Annotated in this window: 28 protein-coding genes; 7 read left to right on the top strand and 21 right to left on the bottom strand. The window is 61.1% G+C overall.

All coding sequences use genetic code 11. The features are described 5' to 3' along the window. Positions 1–44: 44 nt before the first annotated feature. From LDZ23_RS30750 to LDZ23_RS30765, 4 genes are all read right to left on the bottom strand, one after another. The gene (locus LDZ23_RS30750; protein ID WP_244808761.1) at positions 45–1,439 is read right to left on the bottom strand and encodes a metallophosphoesterase family protein; all 1,395 of its coding nucleotides are present in this window, start codon (positions 1,437–1,439) and stop codon (positions 45–47) included. Positions 1,440–1,508: 69 nt separating this feature from the next. Beyond that, positions 1,509–2,003, bottom strand: a complete 495-nt coding sequence (locus LDZ23_RS30755; protein ID WP_244808762.1) for a riboflavin biosynthesis intermediates N-glycosidase — start codon at positions 2,001–2,003, stop codon at positions 1,509–1,511. Between the two features lie 166 nt (positions 2,004–2,169). After that, positions 2,170–3,498: a recombination directionality factor gene (locus tag LDZ23_RS30760; protein WP_244808763.1), complete on the bottom strand. Its 1,329-nt coding sequence runs from the start codon at positions 3,496–3,498 to the stop codon at positions 2,170–2,172. Then, positions 3,495–3,761, bottom strand: coding sequence for a DUF7696 family protein (locus tag LDZ23_RS30765; RefSeq protein WP_061168064.1), 267 nt, complete (start codon positions 3,759–3,761; stop codon positions 3,495–3,497). The genes LDZ23_RS30760 and LDZ23_RS30765 overlap by 4 nt, the downstream gene beginning before the upstream one ends. A 677-nt stretch (positions 3,762–4,438) precedes the next feature. Between LDZ23_RS30765 and LDZ23_RS30770 the strand changes: the two genes are divergently transcribed. The 4 genes from LDZ23_RS30770 to LDZ23_RS30785 all read left to right on the top strand — a co-directional run bounded on the left by LDZ23_RS30770 (position 4,439) and on the right by LDZ23_RS30785 (position 6,709). Then, on the top strand, positions 4,439–5,035 hold the full coding sequence (locus LDZ23_RS30770) for a DUF1845 domain-containing protein (RefSeq protein WP_244808764.1): 597 nt from the start codon (positions 4,439–4,441) through the stop codon (positions 5,033–5,035). A gap of 88 nt (positions 5,036–5,123) precedes the next feature. Next, positions 5,124–5,975 carry a hypothetical protein gene (locus LDZ23_RS30775; protein ID WP_244808765.1) on the top strand — a complete coding sequence of 284 codons (852 nt, stop codon included), beginning with the start codon at positions 5,124–5,126 and terminating at the stop codon, positions 5,973–5,975. An 11-nt stretch (positions 5,976–5,986) separates the two neighbouring features. Further along, positions 5,987–6,439, top strand: a complete 453-nt coding sequence (locus LDZ23_RS30780) for a bactofilin family protein (protein ID WP_244808766.1) — start codon at positions 5,987–5,989, stop codon at positions 6,437–6,439. Positions 6,440–6,499: 60 nt separating this feature from the next. Beyond that, on the top strand, positions 6,500–6,709 hold the full coding sequence (locus LDZ23_RS30785; protein WP_244808767.1) for a hypothetical protein: 210 nt from the start codon (positions 6,500–6,502) through the stop codon (positions 6,707–6,709). Between the two features lie 124 nt (positions 6,710–6,833). Here the strand turns inward: LDZ23_RS30785 and LDZ23_RS30790 are convergent, their stop codons facing one another. The 11 genes from LDZ23_RS30790 to LDZ23_RS30840 form a co-directional block, all read right to left on the bottom strand. Continuing rightward, positions 6,834–7,436: a hypothetical protein gene (locus LDZ23_RS30790; protein ID WP_244808768.1), complete on the bottom strand. Its 603-nt coding sequence runs from the start codon at positions 7,434–7,436 to the stop codon at positions 6,834–6,836. A gap of 77 nt (positions 7,437–7,513) precedes the next feature. Beyond that, entirely contained in the window at positions 7,514–9,238 is a 1,725-nt protein-coding gene (locus LDZ23_RS30795; protein WP_244808769.1) for an ATP-dependent helicase, read from the bottom strand. A 9-nt stretch (positions 9,239–9,247) separates the two neighbouring features. Further along, positions 9,248–10,084 (bottom strand): ATPase, encoded by an 837-nt coding sequence (locus LDZ23_RS30800; RefSeq protein ID WP_244808770.1) that lies wholly within the window; start codon positions 10,082–10,084, stop codon positions 9,248–9,250. A gap of 393 nt (positions 10,085–10,477) precedes the next feature. Continuing rightward, complete coding sequence (locus LDZ23_RS30805) at positions 10,478–11,092, bottom strand: IncC plasmid conjugative DNA transfer DtrJ family protein (RefSeq protein ID WP_244808771.1); 615 nt, start codon at positions 11,090–11,092, stop codon at positions 10,478–10,480. Beyond that, positions 11,085–11,339 (bottom strand): hypothetical protein, encoded by a 255-nt coding sequence (locus tag LDZ23_RS30810; protein WP_244808772.1) that lies wholly within the window; start codon positions 11,337–11,339, stop codon positions 11,085–11,087. The genes LDZ23_RS30805 and LDZ23_RS30810 overlap by 8 nt, the downstream gene beginning before the upstream one ends. Beyond that, positions 11,296–11,814 (bottom strand): hypothetical protein, encoded by a 519-nt coding sequence (locus LDZ23_RS30815; protein WP_244808773.1) that lies wholly within the window; start codon positions 11,812–11,814, stop codon positions 11,296–11,298. The genes LDZ23_RS30810 and LDZ23_RS30815 overlap by 44 nt, the downstream gene beginning before the upstream one ends. Positions 11,815–11,824: 10 nt before the next feature. Beyond that, positions 11,825–13,696 (bottom strand): conjugative transfer system coupling protein TraD, encoded by a 1,872-nt coding sequence (traD, locus tag LDZ23_RS30820; protein ID WP_244808774.1) that lies wholly within the window; start codon positions 13,694–13,696, stop codon positions 11,825–11,827. Continuing rightward, positions 13,693–15,093, bottom strand: a complete 1,401-nt coding sequence (locus LDZ23_RS30825) for a TraI domain-containing protein (RefSeq protein ID WP_244808775.1) — start codon at positions 15,091–15,093, stop codon at positions 13,693–13,695. The genes traD and LDZ23_RS30825 overlap by 4 nt, the downstream gene beginning before the upstream one ends. Then, complete coding sequence (locus tag LDZ23_RS30830) at positions 15,090–16,082, bottom strand: type IV secretion system protein (protein ID WP_244808776.1); 993 nt, start codon at positions 16,080–16,082, stop codon at positions 15,090–15,092. The genes LDZ23_RS30825 and LDZ23_RS30830 overlap by 4 nt, the downstream gene beginning before the upstream one ends. A 23-nt stretch (positions 16,083–16,105) precedes the next feature. Then, complete coding sequence (locus LDZ23_RS30835; protein ID WP_244808777.1) at positions 16,106–16,873, bottom strand: TrbJ/VirB5 family protein; 768 nt, start codon at positions 16,871–16,873, stop codon at positions 16,106–16,108. A gap of 23 nt (positions 16,874–16,896) precedes the next feature. Further along, positions 16,897–18,783 (bottom strand): VirB4 family type IV secretion system protein, encoded by a 1,887-nt coding sequence (locus tag LDZ23_RS30840; RefSeq protein WP_244808778.1) that lies wholly within the window; start codon positions 18,781–18,783, stop codon positions 16,897–16,899. Here LDZ23_RS30840 and LDZ23_RS30845 point away from each other — a divergent pair. Next, a complete protein-coding gene (locus LDZ23_RS30845) occupies positions 18,763–19,131 on the top strand; it encodes a hypothetical protein (RefSeq protein ID WP_244808779.1) in 369 nt (122 codons plus the stop codon). The genes LDZ23_RS30840 and LDZ23_RS30845 overlap by 21 nt on opposite strands. Before the next feature lie 221 nt (positions 19,132–19,352). Here LDZ23_RS30845 and LDZ23_RS30850 read toward each other — a convergent pair whose 3' ends face one another. The 3 genes from LDZ23_RS30850 to LDZ23_RS30860 are packed head-to-tail and all read right to left on the bottom strand — an operon-like array spanning position 19,353 to position 21,078. Next, a complete protein-coding gene (locus LDZ23_RS30850; protein WP_045464093.1) occupies positions 19,353–19,616 on the bottom strand; it encodes a conjugal transfer protein in 264 nt (87 codons plus the stop codon). A 46-nt stretch (positions 19,617–19,662) separates the two neighbouring features. After that, positions 19,663–20,016, bottom strand: a complete 354-nt coding sequence (locus LDZ23_RS30855; RefSeq protein ID WP_244808780.1) for a TrbC/VirB2 family protein — start codon at positions 20,014–20,016, stop codon at positions 19,663–19,665. Between the two features lie 12 nt (positions 20,017–20,028). Continuing rightward, positions 20,029–21,078, bottom strand: a complete 1,050-nt coding sequence (locus LDZ23_RS30860) for a TadA family conjugal transfer-associated ATPase (protein WP_061138251.1) — start codon at positions 21,076–21,078, stop codon at positions 20,029–20,031. Between the two features lie 317 nt (positions 21,079–21,395). On the opposite strand from LDZ23_RS30860, the gene LDZ23_RS30865 reads away from it, so the two are divergent. Further along, positions 21,396–21,863, top strand: a complete 468-nt coding sequence (locus LDZ23_RS30865) for a zinc-finger-containing protein (RefSeq protein ID WP_244808858.1) — start codon at positions 21,396–21,398, stop codon at positions 21,861–21,863. 26 nt (positions 21,864–21,889) lie between these two features. Beyond that, a complete protein-coding gene (locus tag LDZ23_RS30870; RefSeq protein ID WP_244808781.1) occupies positions 21,890–22,357 on the top strand; it encodes a hypothetical protein in 468 nt (155 codons plus the stop codon). 78 nt (positions 22,358–22,435) lie between these two features. Here the strand turns inward: LDZ23_RS30870 and LDZ23_RS30875 are convergent, their stop codons facing one another. The 3 genes from LDZ23_RS30875 to LDZ23_RS30885 all read right to left on the bottom strand — a co-directional run bounded on the left by LDZ23_RS30875 (position 22,436) and on the right by LDZ23_RS30885 (position 25,795). After that, complete coding sequence (locus tag LDZ23_RS30875; RefSeq protein WP_244808782.1) at positions 22,436–23,737, bottom strand: vWA domain-containing protein; 1,302 nt, start codon at positions 23,735–23,737, stop codon at positions 22,436–22,438. Positions 23,738–23,746: 9 nt separating this feature from the next. Next, entirely contained in the window at positions 23,747–24,661 is a 915-nt protein-coding gene (locus LDZ23_RS30880) for a hypothetical protein (RefSeq protein ID WP_244808783.1), read from the bottom strand. A 108-nt stretch (positions 24,662–24,769) separates the two neighbouring features. Next, a complete protein-coding gene (locus tag LDZ23_RS30885; RefSeq protein ID WP_244808784.1) occupies positions 24,770–25,795 on the bottom strand; it encodes an ATP-binding protein in 1,026 nt (341 codons plus the stop codon). Between the last annotated feature and the right edge of the window lie 186 nt (positions 25,796–25,981).

Genomic DNA, 25,981 nt, shown 5'->3' on the forward strand with positions numbered 1-25,981 from the left:
GCCTTACTGGCCTCCCCTGCATGCGCGGCTACCTCATTTGGTAATTAAGCCGCAAACAAATCATCGTTGAGCCACGAAAGCTGATCTGCCGAAGCCGACTCGACGATTTCCACCGTCGCATCTGGCATGGGCAGTGCATCGTCGCAGACATCGCCATCCGGAGCTACGTGGGCCATCACCGGCGCAGGCTCGGATATGCTCGACAATGCGTCCGCGTCGCTCAGTCGAGCCAGCACGCCAGCGGCAATTACCTCCGCGTCCCCCGTTTCCAGCAACTGCAGCCGGTCAAGCAAGGGAGCCGGATCAACATCAGCGTGTTCGCACCAGCGCTCGAGCTTTCGGTCAATTGACGTTTCGAGGCTGATGCCTTGGGCGCGTGACCGGACGACGGGAAGAATGCGAGCTTCGACCTTCAGCTCGGCCGCGTTGCCGAACAGCGCCGCGATCGCGTCGCGGTCCACTGACTGTTTGTGCTCTTCGTCGACCTGCCAACGAATTCGCACGAACTTGTCGGTCGCATCGAGCGCGATTGCCGTCAGGCGCTGCATGTCGGGCGGTCCGTCAAAATCGACGCAGATCGTTTGCCGAGAAGGCGTAACGACCAGATCGGCTTGCGCGCTTCCCACCTCGACATTCCACATGAGAAAGCCCTTGTCGCCTTCCTCACCGTAATGGAATCGCCCGATCGAACCGGGATACGCCACAACGCGCCCCGCTCGCTCCCACTGCTGGGCTTTATGGATGTGCCCAAGCATGAAGGCATCGCATTCGGCCTCGAACAGACTGCCAAGCGAAAACTCATGATCGAATCCCGCCATCGTCACGCCGTGCTCGGTCGTACAACCGTTGACCGTGCCGTGTGAAACCCCGACAGTCCGGATGCCTGCGGCACGAAGCTGCTGGTTGACCCGCCCTGCTGCGGCGAGATAGTCGCCCAGCACGGCTTCAAGACCCGTCCCGGCTTCCTTGGCACCCACAGCGACCGCCAGCGCCCCCTTATTGACCGTGGGCAAACAGGTGAACACGACATCCGCACCTATCGCGAGGACCTCGCGTAGCTCCTCTTCGGAGTACACCGGACCGCTTGACGGGTAAAACCGACCTTCATGAAGGCTCACCTGCTGAACGCGCTCCGCCACGTAAATCTGATGCGTTGTTGCCATCAGTTCGAAGTTGCGTAGCGTGCCCGGCGGTTCATGGGAGAACGTGCCCTGCAGCATGAGAACGGGCATGCTACCGCTCAGACCGTTGATGCGACGTGCGAGGCGGTTCAACGACGGCGCGTGTGCGTCGAGACGATGGTCCGTCGCATCACCCGAGATGACTGCGACGTCGGCGTGGGCGAGCACCGCATGGTCGATGCCGAAACCGAAGCATCGGTCAGACTCTTCGATGTTGCCAGGCGCGTAGTGCAGGTCAGAAAAATGTGCGATCTTCAAATCGCCTCCTATAAATGAAAAAGGCCACCCGAAGGTAGCCAGTAATTGCCGATGCGCCGTTCTGGCGCGCTAAGAAAGGGATGACGTTGACAGCGTGTCGCGGACTTTCATCAGTGCCTTGCCCAGGAGGTTCTGGCCACGCCACTTCGATTTGTCCGTGATGTCTGGATGATGCTCACCGAGCCCCACGCCCCATATCGTGTCGTAGGGACTCGCCTCGACAAGCTCGGTCGGCGCCGTCGCGAGCAACAGCGTCCGCAAGCCGAGATGCTGCGCGAACTTCTCGCGGCATCCGACATAGACGATCGACTCGCGTTTCGCCTTCCACATTTCCAGATCAAAGCCTCTGACTTTACGTCCGAGGGCTTTTTGTTCCTTCGGGAGATGTGTGGCGAGCACAGCCTGGGCGATGTCCTCGTCGCCGAACAGCTTGGCTTTCGAAAACATCATGAACTGCTCCACCGACCGGAAATCGACGTCATGGTAGGTAAAGCGGCACGGATGCCAGTTGCTAAAAGCGTCCTCCGCGCCGAAGAACAGCGTGAAGTTGCCGACTCTACGCATCGGAATCTCCTTCGCGTGAACAAGTAGATGGGCCGCCGAGGCGGACGCATTCGATACGCATGTACAGCGCGGTCGAAAACATTTGAGCAAGCAGTTCTTGCTGAAATGCTCTCATGCGCGAGCGTAGAAGAAAGGATGCCAGCCCCCGAAGGGGGACTGGCCAAGGTTAGACGTAAGCAGCTTGCGCAATCGCGTCCTGAATTTCGACGTCAAGCGAGGCCGGATCGTCGAGCGCCGCTTTGAGGCGCGCGTTCATCGCATCCACATCAGCGATGCGCTCGATCCAGCCACGACCGTACGTCTGGTGCGCGTATTTGCGAAAGCCGTTCTGTCGCTCCGGCTGACTAAGGCCCAGACGATGCAGCAGGTCGGACATACGGTGACGCTTGTCTTCCAGCGTCTCATCGGGGTCGAGCGAGTCGTCGTCATGACCAGCTGCGCCGTCGATGCCCGATGGCTCGCCATCGCCTGCCCGGTCGGCCTCAGATTGCTCCCGCTCAGGCTGAACGACCGGATCGCCAATCGACTGTAACGTCCCGTCTGACTCCAACAGGGCCACGGCACGACTGGCAGCATCGAGCGCCGGTTGAGCCTCGTCCGCGCCGTCCAACAGCGCGCCCAGGTCGATATCGGCATCGAGCACCGTCAGCATCTGCTTCTGACGTACGGCCTGGCCGTTGTCGTCAATCCGCGTGATGTCAAACTCTTTCTTCGAGAGCCAAAAGCGCGTGCCGGTGAGCCTGCCACGCGCCAATGCCACGGTCTGCATCGCCGAATACGCTTTCTGCAGCACGTAGATGGAGTTGGTCGGCAACTCGATCAGACCAAGTCCCTTCACGTCCGGAACTGCAAACAAGAAGTTTGCGGTCAGGTTGCACTTGCGGTCCTGATACTGCGGACAGACGTGAGGATCACAGACGCCATCGGGAATGTCGTCGTCTTGCCGGTGAACTACCAGTCGCCCACCGAAGGATCGTCGCGCCCGCTGTGCGCGTGCGTTACGCTCGACCGGTGCATACGTCTTGCAATAGCGTTTGCCGTCGCGGTCGTACTCCGAGAAGTACTGTCGCCCGGTTGTCGTGTACGCGGCCATCTGATTCGGCACATTGCGCAGCCAGTCGTCGAACGCGAACATGATCGGGAAACGATACAGCCGCAAGCCTTGCCCGCGATCCTCACCATACAGCCGCAGGATCTCGTCGGCTGTGTCCGGATTGGAAAAGTCGGACCGTCTACAGACGAAGTAATCGACGTTTCTGGGAATCAGCGCGTTCCGAAGCTTCAGCGACGTTTCGAGCAGCTTGCCGATGGCTTCGAACGACTCGCCCGCAGCGACCATGTCGTTGTAGAGCTTGACCGCTTTTTCGTTGGCTTGGTGCGCCCGCGTGAGTACCTTGATACCGGGTCGAATCTTGCCGATCGTGGGCGGGCGAATAGCTCGTTCTTCAACGAGGCTACGCGGCGCGTGATCGAACATCTGAACGACTGCGTTCATGAGGGTTTCCTTGCAAGAAAGAAGATGGCGTTGGTCCGCAGTGATTCGGCCTGAGATTGCATCTCTCGGGCTGCCGCACTGCCGCGACGTTCGCTGACATGGGAAATGAAGACAGAGCGCTCTGCGTCGCTGAACATCGCGACTCGAGCTACTTCGCACCGCTCCCGCCAAACGGGGGACGTGGTGTCCGCCTGCTCGCGCTCGGTATTGATTTGATGCGTGATGGCCTCGGCGATACGTTGATTGAGGCGGTCGGGCAACAACATAGAACAGCACCTCCGTTGAGAAAGGTCCGGCCGCAGGACGCGACAGACGAAAAAAAAGCCCGCTCCGGTGAGGGAGCGAGCTTCTTGAAATCGATATAGAGACCTACGCGCCACGTCCCTTCCGGGGACGTGGCGTGCAGGGAGCGGCCGGCAATGCCGGTGTCGCTCGATCAGAGAACGTAAAGTCGTTCTCGCGCAGCATGGTCACGCCGCGCAACAGCCCTTTTCGGAATTACTTCCGCCGCAGGAATCACGGATCAGCCAACTTCGATCGTTCTACCCAGATCAGGCTCTGGAGAGAGAACACCCGAAAACCCGGGTTCGAACGATGTACCGGCGCAAATGAATGCAGCACAGGGTACGAGTATCACGGCTGAAATTGGGGAGTGTGTAGCGAGCACACTCAGCACAAGGAAGATTTCCACACCGGTAGCTATCCGGTCGGCGCATGCCAACGCACGAGGCGGGCACGACTTGCAGAGAAAAGATGGACTCCGGGCTTGGAGTCGAGGTCGATGCGTCGGTGACGCGGGGAATGGAGTTGAGTATCCGGGTTATCGACGCGAGCGTGCGGGTGAAAGCTCACGAATTTGACCTAGCTTTCGCCGCCTTGACTCTTGCCTAAACAATGAAAATCTTATGTGAGAGAGAACACAGACATACCGAAAACGATCATGGCTGGTACCGACATGGAAGCACCTGAAGACGGATTAAGACCAAGCTCACCTCCGGTCGCGGCAACTGGCGAGAGCGGTCTTCGGCGGCTGGACCGCCTGACCAATGACAGTCGGCTCGCGCGAATCCATGCGGATACGCTGGCCAAGACAGAACTGCCGTACCACTCGGGATTCGCACGTGAGTTTTTGCGGGGCGACTTCAACTTTGCAGCAGCGAAGATGACCGTCGCTCGCGGCGGCAAGCTCATCGCTATCGAATCTGAATTTCGAGTGGCCGAAGGCTGGTTCCGCAAGGCGATGGCTTGGGCCAATGAACTGCCCAAGAGGCAGACTGCGACGTATCCGGAGATAGTGACGCTCGAAATCAAGCACGCTATGTCGGGACGATTGGTACGCCTGCTGACCATCTACGACCAGCTCTTCTTACTGACGATGGGCGCACTGATCGCTCGATCGTTGGGCTCGGAAGCTCGCCAGAGCACCCTCGATGCCGCTCAGACGCGGATTCGCAAGATCGCCTATCTCTGCATTTTTGATAACGATCGCTTTGCCCCCGAAGGTGTGTTGCTTCCCGACCCTGGTCAAGCCCACTAAACCGTCTTGAGCGCGCGCATGCGCTCCTGTCTTGACTAGCGGCAGCGCTGGTTACGCTCGACCTAATGCAACGACGAGAGGACCTCACATGGACCTACGCGATATTCAGCGACTGCACGCCCAGTTCGCACCTGACTCAATGACCATCGATCTGCCGCGGCAGATTGCTGCGCTTCCCGCGCCCGCGGACCTGGCGGCTCAGGACAAGGCGCCTTCTATGAAGGTGCGCCTGCCGAAGGCAGCGCCCACCGCCCGCCAAACGCTCGTTGCGGTGGCAATCGCCGCTGTGGTCGGTATGGCAGGAATGGGAGCCGCTTCCCTCTACAAGTCGTTCGGTGCACCGTCGGCCCACAGCGCCGCTCGCCCGGATTCGGGTGCAGGCAAGCTCGCGGGAACAGAGCAGCCAAGTGCACCATCGACGCGTCCGATCGACGCGGAACCGCCTCATCCGGTTGCCGTGGCACCGATGCTCACCGCAAAGGACCTCGCTCCTTCGGGGGTCGGCCTGACGGCTGACCAGTTCAGAAATTCGCTCGGAAGCAACGCTCCCGCCGTTGGCGCAACCCCAGCCAAGTCGGCCCCGGTTTCGACGGAGGAGCAGCGAGCGGCGGCGTCGCCGATTCATCAAGCCCGTCGTGACGCGGACGTGGCACAGCAGCCTGCAGCCAACTCCCCCGCGATGAAGGCCGCTGCACCGGCAGCGCAAAGCGTTCCGAAGCAACCGACGACGTCGGCAACGACGGCAACGCCCGCCGCGACGACGCAAGCCACAGAGAGCGCGACGACAGAGACGCCCGCGCCGTCGCACTCGCACAGCTACCGCCACCACACAAAGCGCGCGCGCGACGAGCAGACCACGGAGTCCGACGGCGCAGCGGCACCGAACAAGAAAGCAGCACCCGCGACCCGAGGCGGGTCGAACGAAGTGCAAATGTTCTAGGAATCGACACCATGAAAACCGAACTCAACATCACGCTCATCGCGCGCGGCTGCGCCATCACCGGCGACATGGTCGTGGATCACGGCATTTCGTCTTTCGGCCTGCTCGACGGCGGCATCATCTCCACGCAGGGTCTGCTGCACATCGGCGAGGGCGGCCTCGTGAAGGGCAGCGCACAAGGCGAGCACGTTCGCATTGACGGGCGCGTCGACGGCGATGTGCACGCGCGTGGCTCGCTGGAAATCAACGGCCAAGTCTCGGGTGACATCTTCTACTGCGGCACGATCCGACTCGGTCCGCGTGCGTCGCTCAACGGCACGCTCAAGCGCGTCGCCAGAATGCTGACGATTGATGCCGATTCGACGCGGGACGAAGGGCCTATCGCCGGTCCGCGCTTGGACGACACGAAGGGCCAGGAACGCACTGAATCGAACGTGACGGAGATCTCGCGCGCCATCGCCTGAGCCCCTGAACAAGTCTGGTGATTTGCCGATAACGGGTCAAAGTCTCTAAGAACCCTGATCATGAAACCCATCGAACCGATCTTCGATTTCCTCACTAAGACGTGGGACGCGGCAGCGCAAGAAGCCGCGTTCGAGGGCCATTGCTTTTGCATGCTCGACACTGGGCGGCTTGTGAACAGTCAGGCGATGACGCTCGGCACGCCACACTGGAACCGCCCCGCGTACAAGTCCGTCGTGACGTACAAGTTGGCTATGCGTCAGAAATCATAGGGTTTATACTGACCACGTCTCCTCCATGTCTCGACTGATATGGATTGCTGCCCGCCGTTGAGCGGGCTTTTTTTTGGGCCGAGCGACCAGATAGGGGCGCGTTGGATCGGACGGAATGCAGCCATCATCGTGGCACGCGCGAGCTAGCAAGTCCCGTCACGAGGCATTCCGGCCTATATGCGATTCCGAAGGTGCGTCCAATGCATCTCCCGAGTTCATCTGGCAAGTGACCTTGGTAGTCTTCGCCCTGACTGTTACCAAGAAGCTGCTTCGAGATGTCCGCTGCTCGTATGCCGAGACGCACGATGAACTGATGTGACCACACCATCACAGCTTCAAAGTCACCGCTTACTACGAACATGAGCAGCACGGGCGGCGGAGCTTGCCGCCTGTTTGGGAGCGCGTGGAGGGTCGCCCAAGAACGCCGCACGTCCAGATCGCCAACGGTTTCCGCACTGCGAAGTAGTTTGTCTGCGAAGTCGTCGCATTTCGCGCTTCCGGGCATGCGGCCGGTCATACGGTAATGGACAGTGACCTGGTCGATAGCATCGTTGGGGACGCGGACGGTAACGTTCTCGCCGCACTCGTTGAACGCCGCGATCGCGCCTGCGAGGCTATCGGCGTCAACGGCGTCAAAGTCGACGTGCGGAGGCGGGAGTTCGCCCCTTTGCACGGCTGAGAAATCGGGTGCCAACCACAATCCGAGGACCTGGTGAAACGTCGACATGGCTGCTCCTCCTTCGCGCGGAAGTACAGTCCATGGTATAGGCGATATTCCCGGCTAGCGGTGAGCCTTCCAAAAAATCAGGCAGCGGCGGCGACTTGCTGTAGCTGCGCCTCAACGACGAAACGCGATTCGAAGTTCTTTGACGTGCCCGAGATCATCAGAGATTCACGCGCGCGCGTCATTGCGACGTAGAACAGTCGCCGCTCCTCCGGTTCCGTCGATTTGGCATCAGGGACGATCGTCTCCTCGCTGCGCGCGATCCACACGTGATCCCACTCCAGCCCTTTCGAGCTGTGCATCGTCGTGAGGATGAGCGCGCCGGGAGTCGGCTCGTTGTTATCCTGACGCAAGAAAAGAAGCCGCTCAGCGAAGCTGCCTGACAAGCGGCAGAGGACTTCGTTTGTCGCTTCGATGGCGCGTATTGCCGAATCCTTTTTTGCGTACTTCAGCATCCACTCAGCGACGCCTGAGAGCGTCAGCGAATAAAACTTGCGATCGCACAGACTTTGCCATTCCGCCAGACGCTTCATGAACTCGCGATAGTTCGTGGCGACGTCCTCCGGCAGCCCTAGCTCGACCAACTCGGCGCGGCCCTTCTGCGTCAGTTCTGCCCCCATGTCGGCATGCAATGCGCGCAACTGCTGCGCGGTCAAGCCCAGGTGCGCGAGAACGGCGTCAAGTCCGGTGTCTTTGATGCGCTCGACAATCTCCAGCAGGTTGCACATGAGCGCACCCTCGGGGCGGCTCAGCACCGATGCGCCCGATGCGCGGTAATACTTGATGCCGTGGGAGCGACAGACGGATTCCAGCGGGTCGAGGATGCGGTTGGTGCGCGCGAGGATGGCGCACGACTGCCCTTTCGCCAGCAGCGGCCCAAGCACCTCGACTGCTGCGGTCGCCTCTTCATACTCGTCGGGATGCCGCGAGGTGAGCACACTTCCGCCCGGCCCCTTCTCGGCGCGCAGCACCTTCGCAATGCGGTCGACGTTATTGCGGATCACGCGGTCGGCCGCGCCCAGGATCTCGGCACGGCAACGATAGTTGCTGCCAAGCACCACCGGCTTTGCTTGGAACGACTCGATAAACGATTCCATACCGCGATAACCGAGCGCCTCACGGAAAGCGTAGATACTCTGGTCGTCGTCGCCTACGACGGTCACGATCGAACCCGCCTTCGCATGAAGCTCGATCCACCGATATTGCAGCGGGTCGGTATCCTGAAACTCGTCAACGAGCAGATAGGTGAACGCGTATGGGGCAATGGTGCCTTGCTCCATCCCCTCGACGGACAGGCGCAGCATGTCCTGAAAGTCGATCTTGCCGTTACGCGCAAGCGCGTCCTGATACGCGTGGTACAGCTCGCCGTCGGCAGTATCCGGATCGCACCGCCCGAAATTGGTTTTGATCTTCTCGATCGTTGGAATGACGTCTTCTGCCTTCCCGTCGCGCCCGAGTTCCTGCATGACGCGGATGAGCAAGCCGAGCCGGTCACCGTCGGAGGCGATATCGAGCGCCCGCGCACCGGGGCGTTTCAGTTGCTTGAAAGCGAGGGAGTGGAAGGTACCGGCGATCAGGCGCTTCTTCGCCGACTCGCCGGCGGCAGCCAGAATGCGCTCGCGCAATTCCAGCGCGGCGTCCTTAGAGAAAGTGACGGCGCCAACCGTCGCGGCGCTGTCTTGTAGCAGCAGGGCTGCTTTCGTGGCGATTGTCTTTGTCTTACCCGCGCCGGGGCAGGCGATCGCCACGCAATGCTGGCGCAACTGGGCGACTTCCCGTTGCTGGGGATTGAGCTCGTCCAGCATCGCGCCTCCTTAGTTGCCGCGGACCGTCGTCATCAGCTTCAGGTGCGTCATGTACCCGCGAATGCCGAGCGGATTGAAGCGCTTGAGGAAGTTGACCGCCTCATCGTCCACATCGGACTGGTCGCGAATGCCGTTCCACACCATGAAGTCGAAGTGATCCATCGCGCGGTCAAACTTCATAATGGCGCTCAGCACGCGCATCGAGAAGCGCGAGTAGGCCTCGACCTCGATGTCCATCGCCGGCATCGGAATCGTCGGCTCGAACACAAATTCCTTGTTCGCTCGAAGCTCTGCTTCTTTCTGCTGGCGGAAGCCTTCTGCCACGCGCAGCTGCTCGTCCACGTAGCTCTCAATACCTGCGAGCAGCTTCTCCAGTGCGCTGTTGACGACTTCCTTGTCGTTTTGGCCGAACGTCGAGCGGCCGAAACGCTGCATGTTGATGCTCATGCGGTTGATGTACGGCCACCACTGTTCGAACAGCGGCTTCAGGCGCGTATGGTTCAAGCGCACACGCGCCGTCACGACTGCCGCACCGGAAAGCTGGCGATCGAGCAACTGCCGGCCGATCTCGCGGCGGCGCTTGATGATCGAAATGCGCTCGGCGGCAGGCAGGTCGCGGAACAGCTTGCGCGTCTTGGCCACTTCCGCGCGCTTCATCTGCGCGTCGTCGGACGAGATCACGCCTTCCTTTTGAAGGCGATCCGCGTCCGCTTCCATCTGGGTCAGCTCGCGCTCAAGCTCGCCGTCGTCCGCACCATCGGTCGTGAGCGCAGGCTCGCCGGTAGCTTGTTCGAGCGCGCTGTGTGCGACCTTTTCTTCATTGCCGGGTTCGACCACGGTGCTCATTCGCTCTCCTCTTTGGACCCATTGGCCCGTTTCATCGTTGGGAATCAGGCAAGCAAATCGCGCTGCCTATGGATCCATTGTTGCGGTCGCGGAGATCGGCCAACATCGGAAACAGCGACTATTTCGCGCGCCTTTCCGACGAGGAAGCCTAACCAGCAGGGCCGCGCCGCGGCCCGTGGCGTGGCACGCACGCGACGGTCATCCGCGCGCGCTGAGAGTCGAAGGTCGGGGAGAGCAACGAAGGGCCGGCTCGGGATGAGGTCGGCACTTGGGATGGAATGAAGCGACCAGGAGGGTGTGCTGGTGGCCGGGGGACGTATCATGATGAAGCCCGTTCCCCACAAAGACGCTGTTTTTTGCGAGCTTTCCGGGCTTCACCTTACTAACTACTTTCTAACGCGCAGATTGAAACGACTCTGCGGCTTTCCACAGTAGCGCGCCAAGCAGCGCTGCAGCCGCGACCCAGTATCCCGCTAGCACGGGCAACGGCGCGACGAGCACGGCCAATAGCGTGCCGAAAACGAGCAAGAGGCCGTGGCTCGCGAGGTGGAAAGACAGTGGGCTGACGAAGCCCGCTGCCGAGGCTTTGATCTTTCGTCTAGCGGTGCCGTCGATGAACATTCCGATTGCAAAAAGGATCGTGCCTACGATCCACAGCTTCATCACCATCGCTCGGAAGACGATTCGATAGACGAGCAGCCAGAAGTTTTCGGTCCAGGTATGCGCGAAGCTGGAAAAACCTCCGTCGTTCATCCCGCCGACGCTCCCCGACGCATTCAGTGTCCGGTGAAGCAGGCCAGTATCAACGAACGCACGGCGAAATATTCCGTTCGCCCGGCTCACTGCGGCATCAACGTTCTGCTGCCCAACGGTAGCCACCAACGACTGAGTCTCGACGTCCGGCACCTCGAATAACTTCCGGTCGGGCACCGCAGGCATCACGGCGATTGCCAACACCGGGACCAAGAGAAACCAGATCTTCAGGTGCGAACCGAAGCGGCTAGCCATGTAGCACCTTCACCGCCGCCAACACGGGAATCAGAGCTACCGCAAGCAACCCGCACCAAAAGAGCGCGGGGCGATACTCGGCGATGGTAGCCAGGGCGTAACAACGCGCTCCGGAGCCATGGGTGAACTCTTCCGGCACGGCAGCGTTCGCATCGCCGTCGAATGCCATCGCGGTCTCGAGTGCTCGCTTCGCCGTGCGGAAATCAGTCTGCGACAACTTCGCTATTATCGTAACGGTGAGCGACATCGTATTCCTCGAAGTAGCGGCGGAACGTCTCGCCGTGCAGCACGCGGGATGCGAGCTGGAATGCTGCGGTACGCTGCGTGATATGGTCCGGACAGCGCTCGTCGACCATTTCAAGCTCGTGGTCGGGATGGCGCTGTTCAAACGCGGTGATCGCCTCCACCATCGGACACCACACCTCCACCTTCTCGCCACGGCGCGCAACGTAACGACGCGCGTAAAGTGCCTCAGCCGGCTCAAAGAGACCTTGCATGAATGCCACGTACGGTTCGCCGTTGCGCTTGGCCCGCCTGTAACTGTCGAGTGCCGATTCGATCATCTCAGCAGCCAACGGCCGCTTGTCTCCCATGAAACGTTCGCCGATGAAGTCGGCCACGCGGGAGCACGCGAGCTCGAGATCCGGCGACACGTTGAACACCGGCATGAGCCGGTGCGACAGCTTGTGATCGCGGATGATGTGTTTGTATGCAGCGGACATAGTTTTAGGTTTAGCCTTCGATGATGGGAATTCGACCCTGATACACGGCACCTCCCGAGATGCGCATGAAGTACTGCAAGTTCGGCAAGCTATGGAGAAGGCGCACCGGGATCAATGGCACCTTCTCAAGCTGAAGCGAGCGCGATTGCGAGCCGCTGAATTCCAGTGCATGCGCCTCTGTCGTCGTGTTCAAGCTGTTTGAGACGTTCACCACGCGGATCGCGGTTTCGCCGACCTTGTCGGAGAACCACTTAGCAGTATCTGAGTCCTCCAGTCTGAGGACAATCTGGTTGTTCAGGTTACCCAAAACCTGCAGCATTTTTGCGGCGTTTCCAAGTTTTGCTTCCAGGTCGGCGCGCGCCTGAAAAGCGACAAACGCCTTGAACCCGGCCCCACGTCCCTTGTTTAGGATCTGAATCACCTGCTCGTTGATGGCCTCGGCGATCTCGTCGATGATGAGCACGACGTCGGGCTTCTCAGCGTAGAAGTTATAGATCGCTCCGCACACCGCCGCGACGTCAGACAGCGCCATTGAGGCGATCGCCTTCTGCACGATGTTGTTCGACAGCGAATCCAGGCCCATGTAGAGGACCGCCTTCTGCTTGATGATCTTGTCGATGTCCCATATCTCACGCTCGTCTTCGAAGTCATCCGCCTTCGGGGCGAGCATCAACCCGGTTTCGCCGGTCGCCAGCATCTGCAGCAGCGGCAGAGCCGAGGCGATGATCTTCATGTAGTGCTCGCGGTCGTGCGTGTGCGTCGCGATCAATCCATCGATCGTCTCGTGCCCGCGATCGTGAGCAGCAAACCGGTCCAGATACAGCTTGACCATCCCGTCGACCATTGACGCGTCGTTGCGGCGCTGCGCGTCTTTGACCGTTGCCGTGACCGTCAGCTCTTCCCAGTCCACCAGGCCATTTTCGATGAAGAAGCGGCGCAGGCCTCGCTCCAGCAAGTTGGATATCCCCGACTGCGCGTACTTCAGAATCGATCGCAGGTTGGGCTTGTCGCCGACGTACAACTCGCCTTTCACGGCGCGGTCGATGAACAGAAACGCGAAGTCCCGGAACTGGCCCTCTTCCATCAACTGCGCAATCCGCGACGGGATTTCCGACGGCTGCGACCAGTTTTCGAGCGGGTTCAGGCGAATCGACTCGTGCGGTTTAGCCTGATTGAAGTAGAGGAATTTGCGGCCGGTGCGGGCGCACTCCTTCTCAACGCGCTTTTTCCACTCGTCGTCGTTTTTAGGGTCGACGATGATCAGAACGTCTTTTGGGTTATGGATCACCTGCGTGGAGATGACTTCATACGTTCGGGTCTTGCCCGCGCCTGTTGTACCGGCCACGAGCGTGTGACCGCCCATTGCCTTGTAGTGAAACGGCACTTTCACCTTCTGCGGCTCCATGCCGTGGATCCACGATGATCCCTGCGGCATGCGGTCCCGGATGCTGTCGCTCGGTCCGAACAGCCGCTCGATGCGCGCCTCGACGGTCCGACCGATTTCGGTTTTGGGCAACCACTTGGGCAACGACGGAATATCCGTCACCGGCATCCGAAGAATCTCGTGGGCGATCTGCGTGTGCTTTTGCGTCCATTCGTAGCCCGTGCCCAAGTACATCGAGTCCGCTTTCAGCCGCATCGTCTTCTGCGTGGCGAGGAGCTTGTCGATATGGATCTTGCTGAGCCACTTCGTGGAAATCGCCATGCGAAAGCTCAGCGCCTTCCAGATTTGCAGGGCGCGTATCGAAAGCAGCAGCACACCGGCGAGAGCGAATGCCCAGCCGTATGGCATTCCCGAGACGAGTATCCCAACGATGACCACCGGCCAGACGACGAATGGCCTGAACTCGTAGATGGGCCGGAAGTGGTTGACGTAGCTCATGCCGCTGACCGCTCCATGATTAGACGCCCTGCTCGCTCAACAATGCAGATATCGTTGCCATGAGCGCGCATGAGTAGCTGGCGCTTCTTAAGCTGCTCGACGAGCGTTTCGCTAGTCATGCCGTACGCGCCGACGAGGCGCTTTTGCACGGCAAGGCCTTTTTCTTCCCACGTGACCTTCGCCTTTCCCGATGCGACGTCGCCCGCCAGTGCCCTGAAAAATTCTTTCATCATCGCGGCACCCGGCCCCAACACCTCCGTTAGTTCCTCGTCTGACGGACCGACTCGGCTGGCGCTGCCGCGGGCGGTATTGGTCGCGGCAGGGTCGACCGGCGCCGGGCGCTGCGGCGCGGTGCCCGGGCCAGTAGATGAGTCAGCCGAGGCGGCGGTAGCGGCGGGTGCCTGGCTCCGCTCCAGCGCGTCACGCAACGACTGCGAGAAATTCGGCGGCGCTACGGCGACCTTCTGGTCTGGCGAGTTCGATGCGGCGGCGCTCGGGGTCGCGGCCGCGCTTGTCGTTGCCGAAGCCGGGGCAGTCGAGGCCGGGGAAGTCGAGGCCGCCATGTTGCCGGTTGCCGACGCTGGCTGCGGACGTGGCTCGTTCGCGGACGTCTCACCGCCTGCCGGGGCCGCCGATTGAACAAACTGCGGCTCGAGTGCGAGGGCGACATGCACGGCGGACGGAACATCGTATTTGACCGGCGCAAACACCGCTTTCTGCGCTTTGCGCTCGAAGTCAACAGCAACGTCCATCGCCTGCCGTACCACTTTATGGACCAGCGGCTCGTATCCTTGCGGACTGCGCTCGGGATTGATCGCGTTGAAAAGGTCGTCCAACACCCCGGTGTCAAACCCAGAGAGAAGATCTGGCGCGATGACAGTCTGGGCGAACATCGCCGTGCGCATCCGCTCGTTCTTGAGCGGCGCCGCGCGCCGTTCCACCGTGTATTGGCCGCCGCCGAGCCACGAGCCAAACGCGCCGTGCGCCGCCGGATTCCACTTCGACCGGTCGGACAGGCGAATCATCTCGAAATGACGGAATGGCTCGTCAAGCAGAGAGCACGCAGCCGCCAAGAACACGGCATAGTTGTACTGCGGCTCCAGCCGCCGCCGCTTGTCGGACGTGAGGTCCGCGGCGAACTTCTGCGCGCCGGCCAGCCGCATCGCATAAAACGTTGACTCAATCGTCGCGCGGAAAGCACCGCCCGGCTCACAGTGCAGCTCCGGCGTGAGCGGCATGGAGCAGAACCAGCTCGCGCAGCGGCGCAACACGGACACCCACTTCCGTGCGAATTCCGCTTCCGTGCTCTCATTGGCGCATTGGCGAACGAGTTCGATGCGCTTATGGTGCGTGGCGAACAGGTCTTCGATCGCGATAGCTTCGTGAGCGATTGTCATGGGATGAATTTGCTCGCCAGCTTAAGAGCGCCGGTTCCGGTCGCCGTCGCACCGCCACCGAAGATCGTTGCGAGCTTCGGAATCTCGAAGGACAGCAGCAGCACGAACACCGCTAGGTCGAAGACATACGCCCCGTTGACGGTGGTAGATCCGCCCACGTGTGTCGCCTTGCCTACCGCGTCTGAGATTGACGTCCCGACAAGCTTTATCAGGACGGCCACCACAACGGTGTACATGCCCGCGCTGATCATCCAATCGAGCCACTTCTTAAAATAGCTGCGCGTGTACGACGAGAAGCCGAGCGCAATCGCAATCGGGCCAAGCACGATACCGACGGCGGCTTGAATCTGGCCAATCGCGGTGTAATAAACGAAGATGATCGAGGCGAGAACCATGAGCATCCCAGCGAAGGCAAGAACGATGACATCGGTCAACAGCGCAGGAATGTCCCACAGCTTGACCGTCTTTAGCTTCGCCGTGAGCGCGTCGATGATGGTCCCCGCGAGCGAGGCCATCTGCGAACCAACTGAGCCGTTGTCCGACTGACTGATATGTGCCGCCAACTGCTCAAACCACGTCCAAAAGCCAGCCGCCGACGACGTGTAGCCAAGGTACAAGGCCACGAAGATGCCGAGGACCGCCACTTCCTCGAACAGGTCGACCCACGCGGAAATCGGATGGTGCGTCCCGGCGAACCTCACTCCGACGAGAACTAGCGAGATAACGCCCAGGCCCCACGCGAACTTGTTGGCCTCGCTCATCACGTTCGAACTCGCATCCACTGCCGTCGTGACGACGTTGCCGAGCAGAACATGGATCTGCTGTGCGGCGCTGCTTGCCCCCTTGCTAAAGTCGCCCGCCTGGCTTGCCAGCAGTGCAGCGGAGCTAGTCGACGACGCAGGCACAGCGGGGGCCGCTTGTGCCATTGCGCGGCTAGCAGTAAAGCCGATGCAGCAGATCACCGCCACAAAGACGAGGAGCGACCTCATGAGCGACATTGCTGATCGCACCGTCATTGCCCCAGCACCTTCGAAGAGCCGATCTGCGCGTCAAAGGCAGCGCGCTCCCGATCCTGTTGCGCCTTGAGCGCCGCCTGACTGGCATTGTTCGCCTGCTGGTCCGCGACCGTCGCCGAATCCTTGACCGCGTCGCTGCGCTGCTTTGCCGCCATCATCGTCAGAAGGTCGCTGTTCTGGCTGGAGATGATGTCGAGCATGTGCGTGGTCAGCTGAGCCGTTGCCTGCATCGTTGGCGACATATTCAGTTGGTCCTGAATCTCCTGCCGGCGCTTCGCGAGCGTGCTGACGTGCGAGATAACGTCGTTGCCCTGCTGGAAGAGTTGCTTGGCCGTCTTGTCGTTGTTTTGGAGCAGCGTGTTCTGGTCCGTGAACCACTGGTCCGCCGACTTGCCTGACTGCGTGATGAGCGCCTGAACCTTGCTCGCGTACTCCGCGTTGCTTTGCAGCCCGCCGTACAAGTCCTTCAAGGCGTCTGTGTACTTGCTCAGGCCCGAAATATCGTCCTTAATGCTGTTGAACTGCGCCAGCATCGCTGCAGGATTCAGGTTGGTCGCCTGCTTCAACTGGTTGAGCATCATTTGGTACTGGTACACCAGGTTCGAGTCCTGATATACCTCACCCTTCACCGCGGCCGCGGCGGTCATCGTGTTCTGAATGAAGTTGGACGCGTCGAACACCGGCATGTTCGCGTTGGCGTGTTGCACGAATCCCAGCGTCAGAACGCCGGTGGCTGCGACGCAGCGGAGCAGTTTTTTCATCATGGCGATACCTTTATCTAATGCGTTCAAGCGTTGACGAGCACGTCGCGCACGTAGTCCTCCCGCCAGTGCGGGCTGCCTGACTTGACGTGCTTGTCGAGGAGCGCCTGCGCGCGACCGTCCGAGCGCAGGTAGGCAAGTGCCTCCTTCGGGAACTGCGCCTGCAGCATCCGGCTTTGCTTGGCCGTCACCCACAGGTAGTCGCGGTTGGGCACCGCGTCGGAAATCATCTTGATCTGGTGCTGCGTCAGACCGAATACGTCGCTGTACAGCCCTTGGTTGTTGATCGCGTCGCTGTTCGGCAGGTAAATGATGTTCGGGATGTTCTCTTTGAGAATCTCGAAGTTCGGCACGCGCGCCAACTGGCCAAGCGACTGCGTGGCCATCAGCAGCGCCGCGTTAAGCTTTCGGATCGTCACCGCCCAGATCTCGAGGCGCGCGTAGAACTTCGGGTAGGTGAAGAAGAAGCCCGCCTCTTCGATCTCGATCACGGTGTAGCGCTTGCCGTCGAGGATCTGCGCGATCCGGTAGAACGCGTAATCCATGAACAACGCGGCGGCGACCGGGAAGTTCTGGAACAGGTCGCCCATCTCGATCGACAGGTCATCGGAGATAGCGAAGCCGTCTTCGGCGTGGTCGAAGAACTTGCCGTTCTTGTTGCCCTCGGTCCAAACTTGCAGGCGCTCGCGCAGATCGGCCGGCAGCAGCGTGATGAGGCCCGAAAGGCGCCACTTCTCGGGCGGAAAGCCGAGCGCCAGCGTCCGGATGCGCTCGTAAATCTCGGTCTGCTGCTGCGGCGTGCAGGTATAGTCTTCGCCCTCGATGGCGAGTTGCACCCAGTCCGCGACGTACGACCAGTGCTTTTCCTCGCCGATGAGCGAGAGCGGATTGACCGAGGTTGCGGCCTCAAAACGCCCGGTCGCATCGATGAACCGGCCACCAGCGAGCAACGTGGGAATGCGCGTCGAACGGTCTTTGTCGAAACGGATGCGCCGTGCGCCGTGGCGCCCGGTCTGCGTCATCAGGTAATTCAGGAACACCGACTTACCCGCACCGATTGGGCCGACGACCAGCGTGTGCGCCTTGCCCCCGGGATGATGCAGGTCGAAATACTGGAGCGTGCGATGGCGGGTGGGCAGGCAGGTGAGCGGCCCGGTTCTCGTGCCAGACTGCTGCGTGAGCCACTCGTTGACCTTCGATCCTTCACCGACGCTGCACAGCGGCGCGATGTCGGAAACGGCGGGCGTCTCAACGAACTGCAGGCGCTTTTGCTGATCCCAGCGGCCCGGTAGCGTCGCGCTCCACGACGCAAAGAGGTTCGTCTTTTCCAGGATCACGCCAAAGCCCGCGTTGCCGATCACGCCGACGACCTGACGCGTCGCGTCCTCGCACTCTTCGGGCGTGCTGCCGTAGACGACGACCGAGATGTTGGCAAAGCCGTACTGCTGACCTTCGGCGTCCAGCTTCGCGAGTGCGTCGCCCGCCTCTTTCGCCAGGATCTCGCGACCCTCGTCGTTCTTCTGCTCTTCCTTCGTTGCCCACTGCTTGAGGATGGCGACCGGATTGAACGCCGCCACCTTGTAGAAGCCGCGAATTTTCTTGATGTACGCGCTCGCCCTCGAGGTGTCGAGGAAACGGAACATCACACAGACGTCCAATTCAGCGTCGACCTGCGACAGCACGTCCAGCGCCGCCTCTTGGAAGCCCATCCATTCCTTGATGCCGATGATCCGCGCGTACACCTTGCCGTGCGCCGATTCGAACATCAATTCGGTCGCGCCGATGGTGACTTCCGTCTCGGTCAGGTGGGTATCGAGCATCGTGACCGGATAGCGCACGCGGCGTTTCGGCGACGACGGGTTCGCACGCTGGTGAAGGAAGGACAGCGCGTTTTGCAATTGCAGCCGCTTCATCTTCAGGCGCGTGACGCCGCCAACGAAGCCGTCGATGACCGACTCGAACCGCTTGATCTCGTTCTGGATCTTCGTCAAGTCAAAGGCGAAGGCGCTGCGCGCGAGAATCGTGTCTTTCGCCGCTTCGAACATGGCGACGGCCAGATTCTTGCCGCCGACCGTCATGTGATAGCTGATCTTGTCGAAGATCCGGGAAATGCCGGTCTCGGGCGTGAAAGCGAGCGCCAGCGAATGCGAGTTCTTGAAGAACTTGCCGCTGCCGATGATCGCCTGATTGATCGCGTCGACGCGCGCGTCGGCTTCGGACGCGAATTCGCCCTCGATGCCGCCGCGCACCCGCCGGTGTGACATGCGCCACCACGCGGTTACCCGGTGGTCGAAGTTCCGGCACGCATGGTCGAGGTTGTCGCGCGCGGCCGTGATGTCGCCAGGATTCGGCGAATCCGCGTCAATGCCCTCGAACTCGAACACGGTCAGGAGCGACCCGTCCTTGTTGAGCACCAGTTCGGGCGTGACCATCGTGGCCCACGGCGCTATTTCCTGCACCGCGCGCTTGGTGAACATCATTTTCAGCATGGCAGGTCCTGATCAAACCCATACGGACGCTTGAAGCGCGCACTGAAGCGGCTGCTCGGCCCCGCCTCGTAGACGTCCGGATAGCGGTTGTAGACCAGCATTACGATTCGCCACCACGGGTCAGTTGAGCTCTTCCAGCGCAGGAACACGTGCACCAAGACGCCGACGCCGAGAAACACCGGACTCCAGCTCGTGTAGCAGAGGAGCGCCGTCATCGTCCCGTTGAAGATGGCGAGCCCCCGGTCTGCGCCGCCCATCTGGCGCGGCAGCGAAAGGCCCCGACTAACCTTGTGTTGGCGCATATCAGCAGGCGTTGGCCATGTGGAAGTGGTCACGCATGATCGGCACAGCGACCGACGCGATACCGAGGCCGACAAGCACCACCGAGAAGGTCTTCGCGATGTTGCTTTCCGAGTTCGCCACGGCGACCCCGCCCAGCGTGATGAGCACGATGCCGATGCCGTAGAGGTACGGGCCGCTGATCAGGTTGCTGATCGTGCAGATAATGTCCGTTAGGCCCGTCAGGCTCGAAAAGTCACCTGCGGCCATCGCGGCCATCGACACAACGCTCAGCAGTGCGCCGACCAGCATGGACTTGCCCGGACGCAGATGTTTTGCCACCGTCGCGGCTCTGTTGAGTACCTTCTTGCCCTTCATTTGATGCTCCCGTTAAAAAACGCGTTGTAGGTCGTAATCGTTGTTTTTGAATCCCCGGATTTCGAGGATTTCGGAGACGTGCCGCATCTCGCCGGTGCGCTTGAAATGCACGACGTAGTTGAAGCAGTCAGCGATGTTTTTGCGCATGTCTTCCAGCTCCCACCGCGATCCGGTCGGGATGCCGAGCATGGCGAGCGATTCGAGGCGGCTCAGCGCGGTGCGCCCGTTGTTCGCGTGAATGGACGCGAGGCCGCCATCGTGGCCGGTGTTGAGCGCCTGCAGCAGGTCATAGGCTTCGCCGCCCCGGACTTCACCAACGATGATGCGATCGGGGCGAAAGCGCAGGCACAGCGCGACGAGCAGTTGCGTCGTCACGTTCGTGTCGGCATTCGAGAGCAGCCGCACGCGGTTGGGCACGTGCAGCTTCAGTTCCATCGTGTCCTCGATGGAGATCACTCGTTGGTCGGACGGGATTTGCTCAATCAGCGCGTTGAGGAACGTCGTCTTGCCTGCGGACGTGCCGCCGGCAACGAGGACGTTCTTGCGTGATTGAACGAGCGCGACGAGCGCCCGCATGAGCGCCTCATCCTCGATGCCTTCCTCGAAATGGATTGCTTCGGCGAATTCCGGCCGAGCATTCGCGGCGGAGAACGCGCCCATGCTCACGTAGTCCGAAAGCGTCAGCTTCGACTCGCGGTGCTTCCGGATGCTCAGCGCATGGCCGTCAATCGACGTCGGACTCATCACCGCCGCGATACGCAGGTTTTGATGGCCCGCGTTGATGATGCCCTTGTCGCTTCCCGCCTTCGCCGATTTTTCGACCGACGAGGCGAGCGAGTGAATCGCGCCCTCAAGCTGTTCCGGACGCAGGTCGACGTTCTCGCGCGTCATCACGCCCCGACGCTCCACCCAGACGTTGCGGTAATCATTAATCATGATTTCCGCGAGGTCGGGCGCATCGAGCAGCTCGCGCAGCGGCGAGAGCGCATGGAAAAACATGCGCACGGCTTCCGCTTCCAGCGGACGCAGCTTCAGGAGTGGGTTATCGACAGACTCGGACATGCGATGCTCTGTGGGCGATCTAACATGTCGGGTATTGTTGGTGGTGCCACGCGCACGCGGGTATGAAAAGACGCCTCAAATTGATCGGCTTTCAGGGCATTGCCAAACTGATGCCCCCGGGAATTAGCGCCGGCCTGCAAGAAGGGCCAAGTGAATTATCATGATGAAACGCATTTGCCAGAAAGACGTCAAAAATGACATAGCTTTCCGGCTACAGCCTGCGGCGAGTGGCTGTTAGGCCTTCTTGTTTTGCCCAGCGGGCGTTTTTGTCGACCGCCACCCGCTTTGTTCGTTTTTCCGCCCCTGAGTCATCGGCGATGCGCATCGGAAAACCAATCAAACCCCTTCCCCACCCAGATTGCGACTATTGCGGCAATCCAGCCGTCCTTGCGCGCGCAGGCGACGACGCCTACCCTTACCGCGACGACCACGGTCCGTTGTGGCTTTGCGCGGACTGTCAGGCGTGGGTCGGCGTTTTTCCGCGCAGCACCCGCCACGTACCGCTCGGCCGTCTCGCAGACGCCCGCCTTCGGGACCTAAAGGCGAAGCTCCACGCGGCGCTCGAGCCGCTGATTGCGGCGAAGGTCCGGCGCGACGGCTGCAACGTGTTCGAGGCGCGCGCCAAAGCGATGAAATGGCTGGCGGCCGAGATCGGGGCGGATGCGGAGAAATGCTCAATCCATACGCTCGACGCGGATCAATGCGAGCGCGCAATCGCTGTTGTCGACCGTTTTCAGCGCGCGCGCACCATTAGCCCTTCAGAACCGGCGTGGGAAGATCGTTAACACGGGCAGTCAATCAAACGTTTGCTATGTCTCGCACCCTTCCCTTCCAGCGCTCCGCTCAAGCGGCTCGTGCGCGCCTGACCAAGGCGCAACTGCTCCCGATCCCACGTGCCGTTGCCGATGACCTCGCGCTTCGTGCCCACCTGTCGTTGGAAGCGATCCGCGGCGCCTGCGACCACATCGGCCCCGCGCAGCACATCACCGAAGTCGTGTTGCTCGGCAAGTTTCTCAGTGAGGCTGGCCACGGTGATTTTTCGCACGAGTCGCTGCTCGCGGCAGACCGGGCAATGGCCGAAGTGTTCGACGGTGGCCGGAAGACCGGAACGTGGCAGGTGTCGGCCGAGTCAGCCTTTGCGCTGCTGGCTGCGATCGTCAGCATGTACGATCGTCAACTCCATAGCGCGACGCTCGGAGCACTGACCACGGCAAGCGACCGTCTGGAAAGGTTCAAAGGCGGCGAGGCTTACCAGCCGCTGCAAAAACGCCGCGCCTGAACTCCGCGCGCGGACGAAAAAAAAAGCCCGGCATGCCGGGCTTTCGTTCTTCAGGGAATGCCCGGCCGATGCCGGGTTTTAACAAATCACCTCCATCGTCTCGCCAAACGGCGCCTTGCGGGCGCGCGTCAGTGGCGTGGTTGATGCCCACAGCACCGGGTAGTGCGGCGCGACGGTCGGAAAGCGCCCCACCATATCCGTCAGGTAGACGAGAAAGGCGGGGTTCATGCCGTCTTGCGCGACCCGGATGAACGGGTCGACGAAAGCCGTCCCACCTCCACCGCGCACAGGCTTGATCTCAGGCGAGTCGCCTCGCTCGAAAATCTGCACCTGCGTGACGCGCGTGTCGCAGTCCATCACGATCAGCCGCGCGGGCTTCAACGAGTGGAAAACCGCGAGGATCTCCGCGTCGAACTGCGCCTGCGTCTCGTCGAACACCGAACCGCTGGAGTCCCGCACGAAGACCGCATCGCCGATCGCCGGTGTATGCAACGACGGCAAGTAGAAGCCGAGATGCAGATACCGCCGATTCGGCGTCGCGAAGCTGTAGTCCGACGGCGACGACTGCTGCGCGAAGCGATGCAGCACAGATCGCCAGTCCACGACGGGCCGCACCGCTTCGCCCGCCATCGCCTGCAGATCACCGGGGAGCTTGCCGCGCATCGCGGCCGCTTTCGCGGCTTGCGTGACTGCAACCTTCCACTCCGCCTCCTTTACCGGCTTGTCCGGTCCTTTGTAGGGCCGCACTTCGCCGAAAGAGCCGGGTTTCGCTGGCTGATCGGCGGGCGACTGTCCCGGCGCGGTGCCGTTCTGTCCACCAGGCTTCGGAGCCTGCCCGCCGTTCGGCTGCTGCTCGTCTTGCGGACCCGGCTGCGGCTGCTGCTGGTTCTGAGGCTGCTGGTTCTGCGGCTGTTGCTGATTCGGCTGCGGAGGCTGTTGCTGCTTTTCCTTCGCCTCCTGCGTCAGCAAACCGTAGATTTCCTCGGCCGACTTGCCGGTATAGCGTGGATCGACAAGGGCCCCCTTCGGCAGCACCATGCCCGACGACAGCACGATCGGGTTGATCGCGTAGTCACAGGCATCGTTCCATCGGTCCGGATCGCGCGCACCCTGGCGCCAGCAGTGGCCATTGGCCACGTGCAGCACTTCGTGCGCGACGACACCCCGAACTTCGAGGTCGCTGAGCGACTCCATGTACGTCGGGTTGTAGCCCAGCGTCTCGCCATCGACCCAAAACGTCTTGGTCGACGGATCCTCGCGGACGTTCAATCGGAGCGCGAGCGCCCCGAAGAAAGGTTGCGAGAGGACGAGCTCAGTCCGCTGCCGGGCAATGCGCGGATGGACCGCGCTACTACCCAGCACAACATCGTTGCGGTCCATGACGCCCCCTTACGCGACGAGGCGCAATTGGGTTGCACCCGCCGATTCGACTTCCATCGGCTCCGGCTGCATGCCCATGAACGCGGCCATCAGCCCTTCGATTTCCTGTGCCTTGCTGGCCACCTGAGAACGAAGCACGCGCGAGTCCTTCAGTTCCGCCCCCGTATGCACGGCCAGATGCGTCTTGGCTTGCTCGAGGATGTGCGTGAGCTGCGGGTCGTTCGCGAAGTTCAGCTTCGGCAGCAAGGCGCACAGTTCGCGCACGTTGTTGGCGACGTCCAGTCGGACGTTGCCCGTCGCGTACAGCCGATTGGCCATCTGCGAGACGGCTTCGTACAGACGCCGCACCAGGTCCTCGTTCGCGGTCGCGATCGAGGCGAGAACGTGCTGGTCCAGTTCGCTCTTGAGCGTGTTGAGCACGTTCGCCGGAAGCTCGACGCCGAACTGGCTGGCGTCGGGAAACGGCAGAACGGCCATCTTCACGCCGAACTTCGTGGTCAACTCAGCAAGGGTCGGATAGTCCGCCTCGTTGAACAGCCCATTCAGTTCTTCGCGAGCCGCCTCCTTCAGGTTCAGGTAGTCGGTCAAGAACACGGAGACCGCCAAGTCGAACTCGTCTTTCAACGAGCGCATCTTTTCGGCGAAATCCATGTAGACCATCGTCGGCAGCAGGCGCACCCCCAACTGGTCGTACTTCAGCGTGTGGTCGTAAAAGTACGAGCGGATGCGGCCGGCGAGCGTCACGACTTCTGCGAAGCTCGGCGCGTGCTCGGGCAACAGGCGTTTGTTGAATCTGCCGATGCCTTTCGCGTGGTGCTTGCTCTCGACTTCCTGCGTCACCTTGCCGTCGAAACGGCGGGCGACCCAGGTGGAAATCGTGACGGAGCAGAGCATGACCTTCGATTGGATGGAAGTGATGTCCATGAGAGAACCTCGTAGAAATGGAATGGATTAAGCCAAGAAAAAGGCCCTGTGCGTCCGAAGACACGACAGGGCCAACATGGGTGAGGCTGAGAAAGGGATATTGCGTAGTTACTCGCCGCGGATGATCTTGCCGATCTCTCCACCTTGCGCGCCAATGAAGGCATACGAGTTCTGGATCTGCGGCGAGCGCTGGACAGCATCTCGCACCAGCAGCGCCGCGAACTCGCGGTGGCCCTCGCCGATCAGACGCTCGGTGTAGCGCACGACTCGATCGAAGTTGTTTTCGGTCGCGCGTGCCGCAAGCGCTGCCGCGACCGCGTACAACGCCGCCGGCATCGTCGGGATCATCGCCGTGTCGGGCGCGAGAAGAATTGCGTCCGGATTCGGCAGTTCGCGGAAGATCTGGAGGAAGCCAACAAGCTCGGTCGCGGCACCCTCTCCCACCGAACCGGCGTAGGAGATGTGCTCCAGATGCTTGGGGACTACATCCATGGTTTTCGCCACGAACCCCCAGCTACGCGGGCTCGGTGCATTCTCGATATCGCGCGACGTCTTCTGCACGGACAGCAAGTCCGGGCGGAAGCGCAGGAACGCGATGAGCGCGGGCGGGATGTTTTCGCGTACGGCCCACTGCGTCCAGTCGTCGATGGTTGGTTCGAGTTCCACCACGGTGGCGAAACGCGAAATCACCGGATCGAGAATCCCGGAGACACCGGCGTTGTCGGTACGGCGGTTGGTTGCCGCGAGGAACGTGACCTGCGGTGGCAGGACGTGCTCGCCGACGCGCCGCGCGAGTAGCAACTGCATCTTCGCGGCTTGCACGGCGGGCGAGGCCTGCCCAAGGTCGTCCAGAAACCAGATCAGCGGGCGTCTGGCGGTCATCGCGCGTTCCAGATCCCCGAACGGCAGGAACTTGGCGGTCGTGCCGTCGGGCGAAGGAAACGGCAACCCTTTCGAGTCGGTCGGATCCTCGACAACCGGGTGACTGATGAGCAGTTCGTGATCAGTCGCATGTGCGGTCTGCTCGACGATGTCGCTCTTGCCGATGCCGGGGCGGCCAGTGATAAGCACCGGCAGACGCTTCGGCACGTACAGCGAGAGGAGTTCGGTGAGTTGAGCGGGCGTGACTTTCATGATGGCTTCCAAAGAGAAGCCCCATAAAGACTACGCCCGTAGGGACGTGGTCCCTTAGGGGCAAGATATGAAAAAGCCGGCTCGTAGCCGGCTGGGTCGATGCGTCAGTGACGCGGGTGATAGATGCAGTGTATGGGTCAGGCGGTCAGGCAATTCGTGGAAAGGTCACTATTTCGTATCGCCTTA

Source organism: Caballeronia zhejiangensis (assembly GCF_022879815.1).
Classification (GTDB): Bacteria; Pseudomonadota; Gammaproteobacteria; order Burkholderiales; family Burkholderiaceae; genus Caballeronia; species Caballeronia zhejiangensis.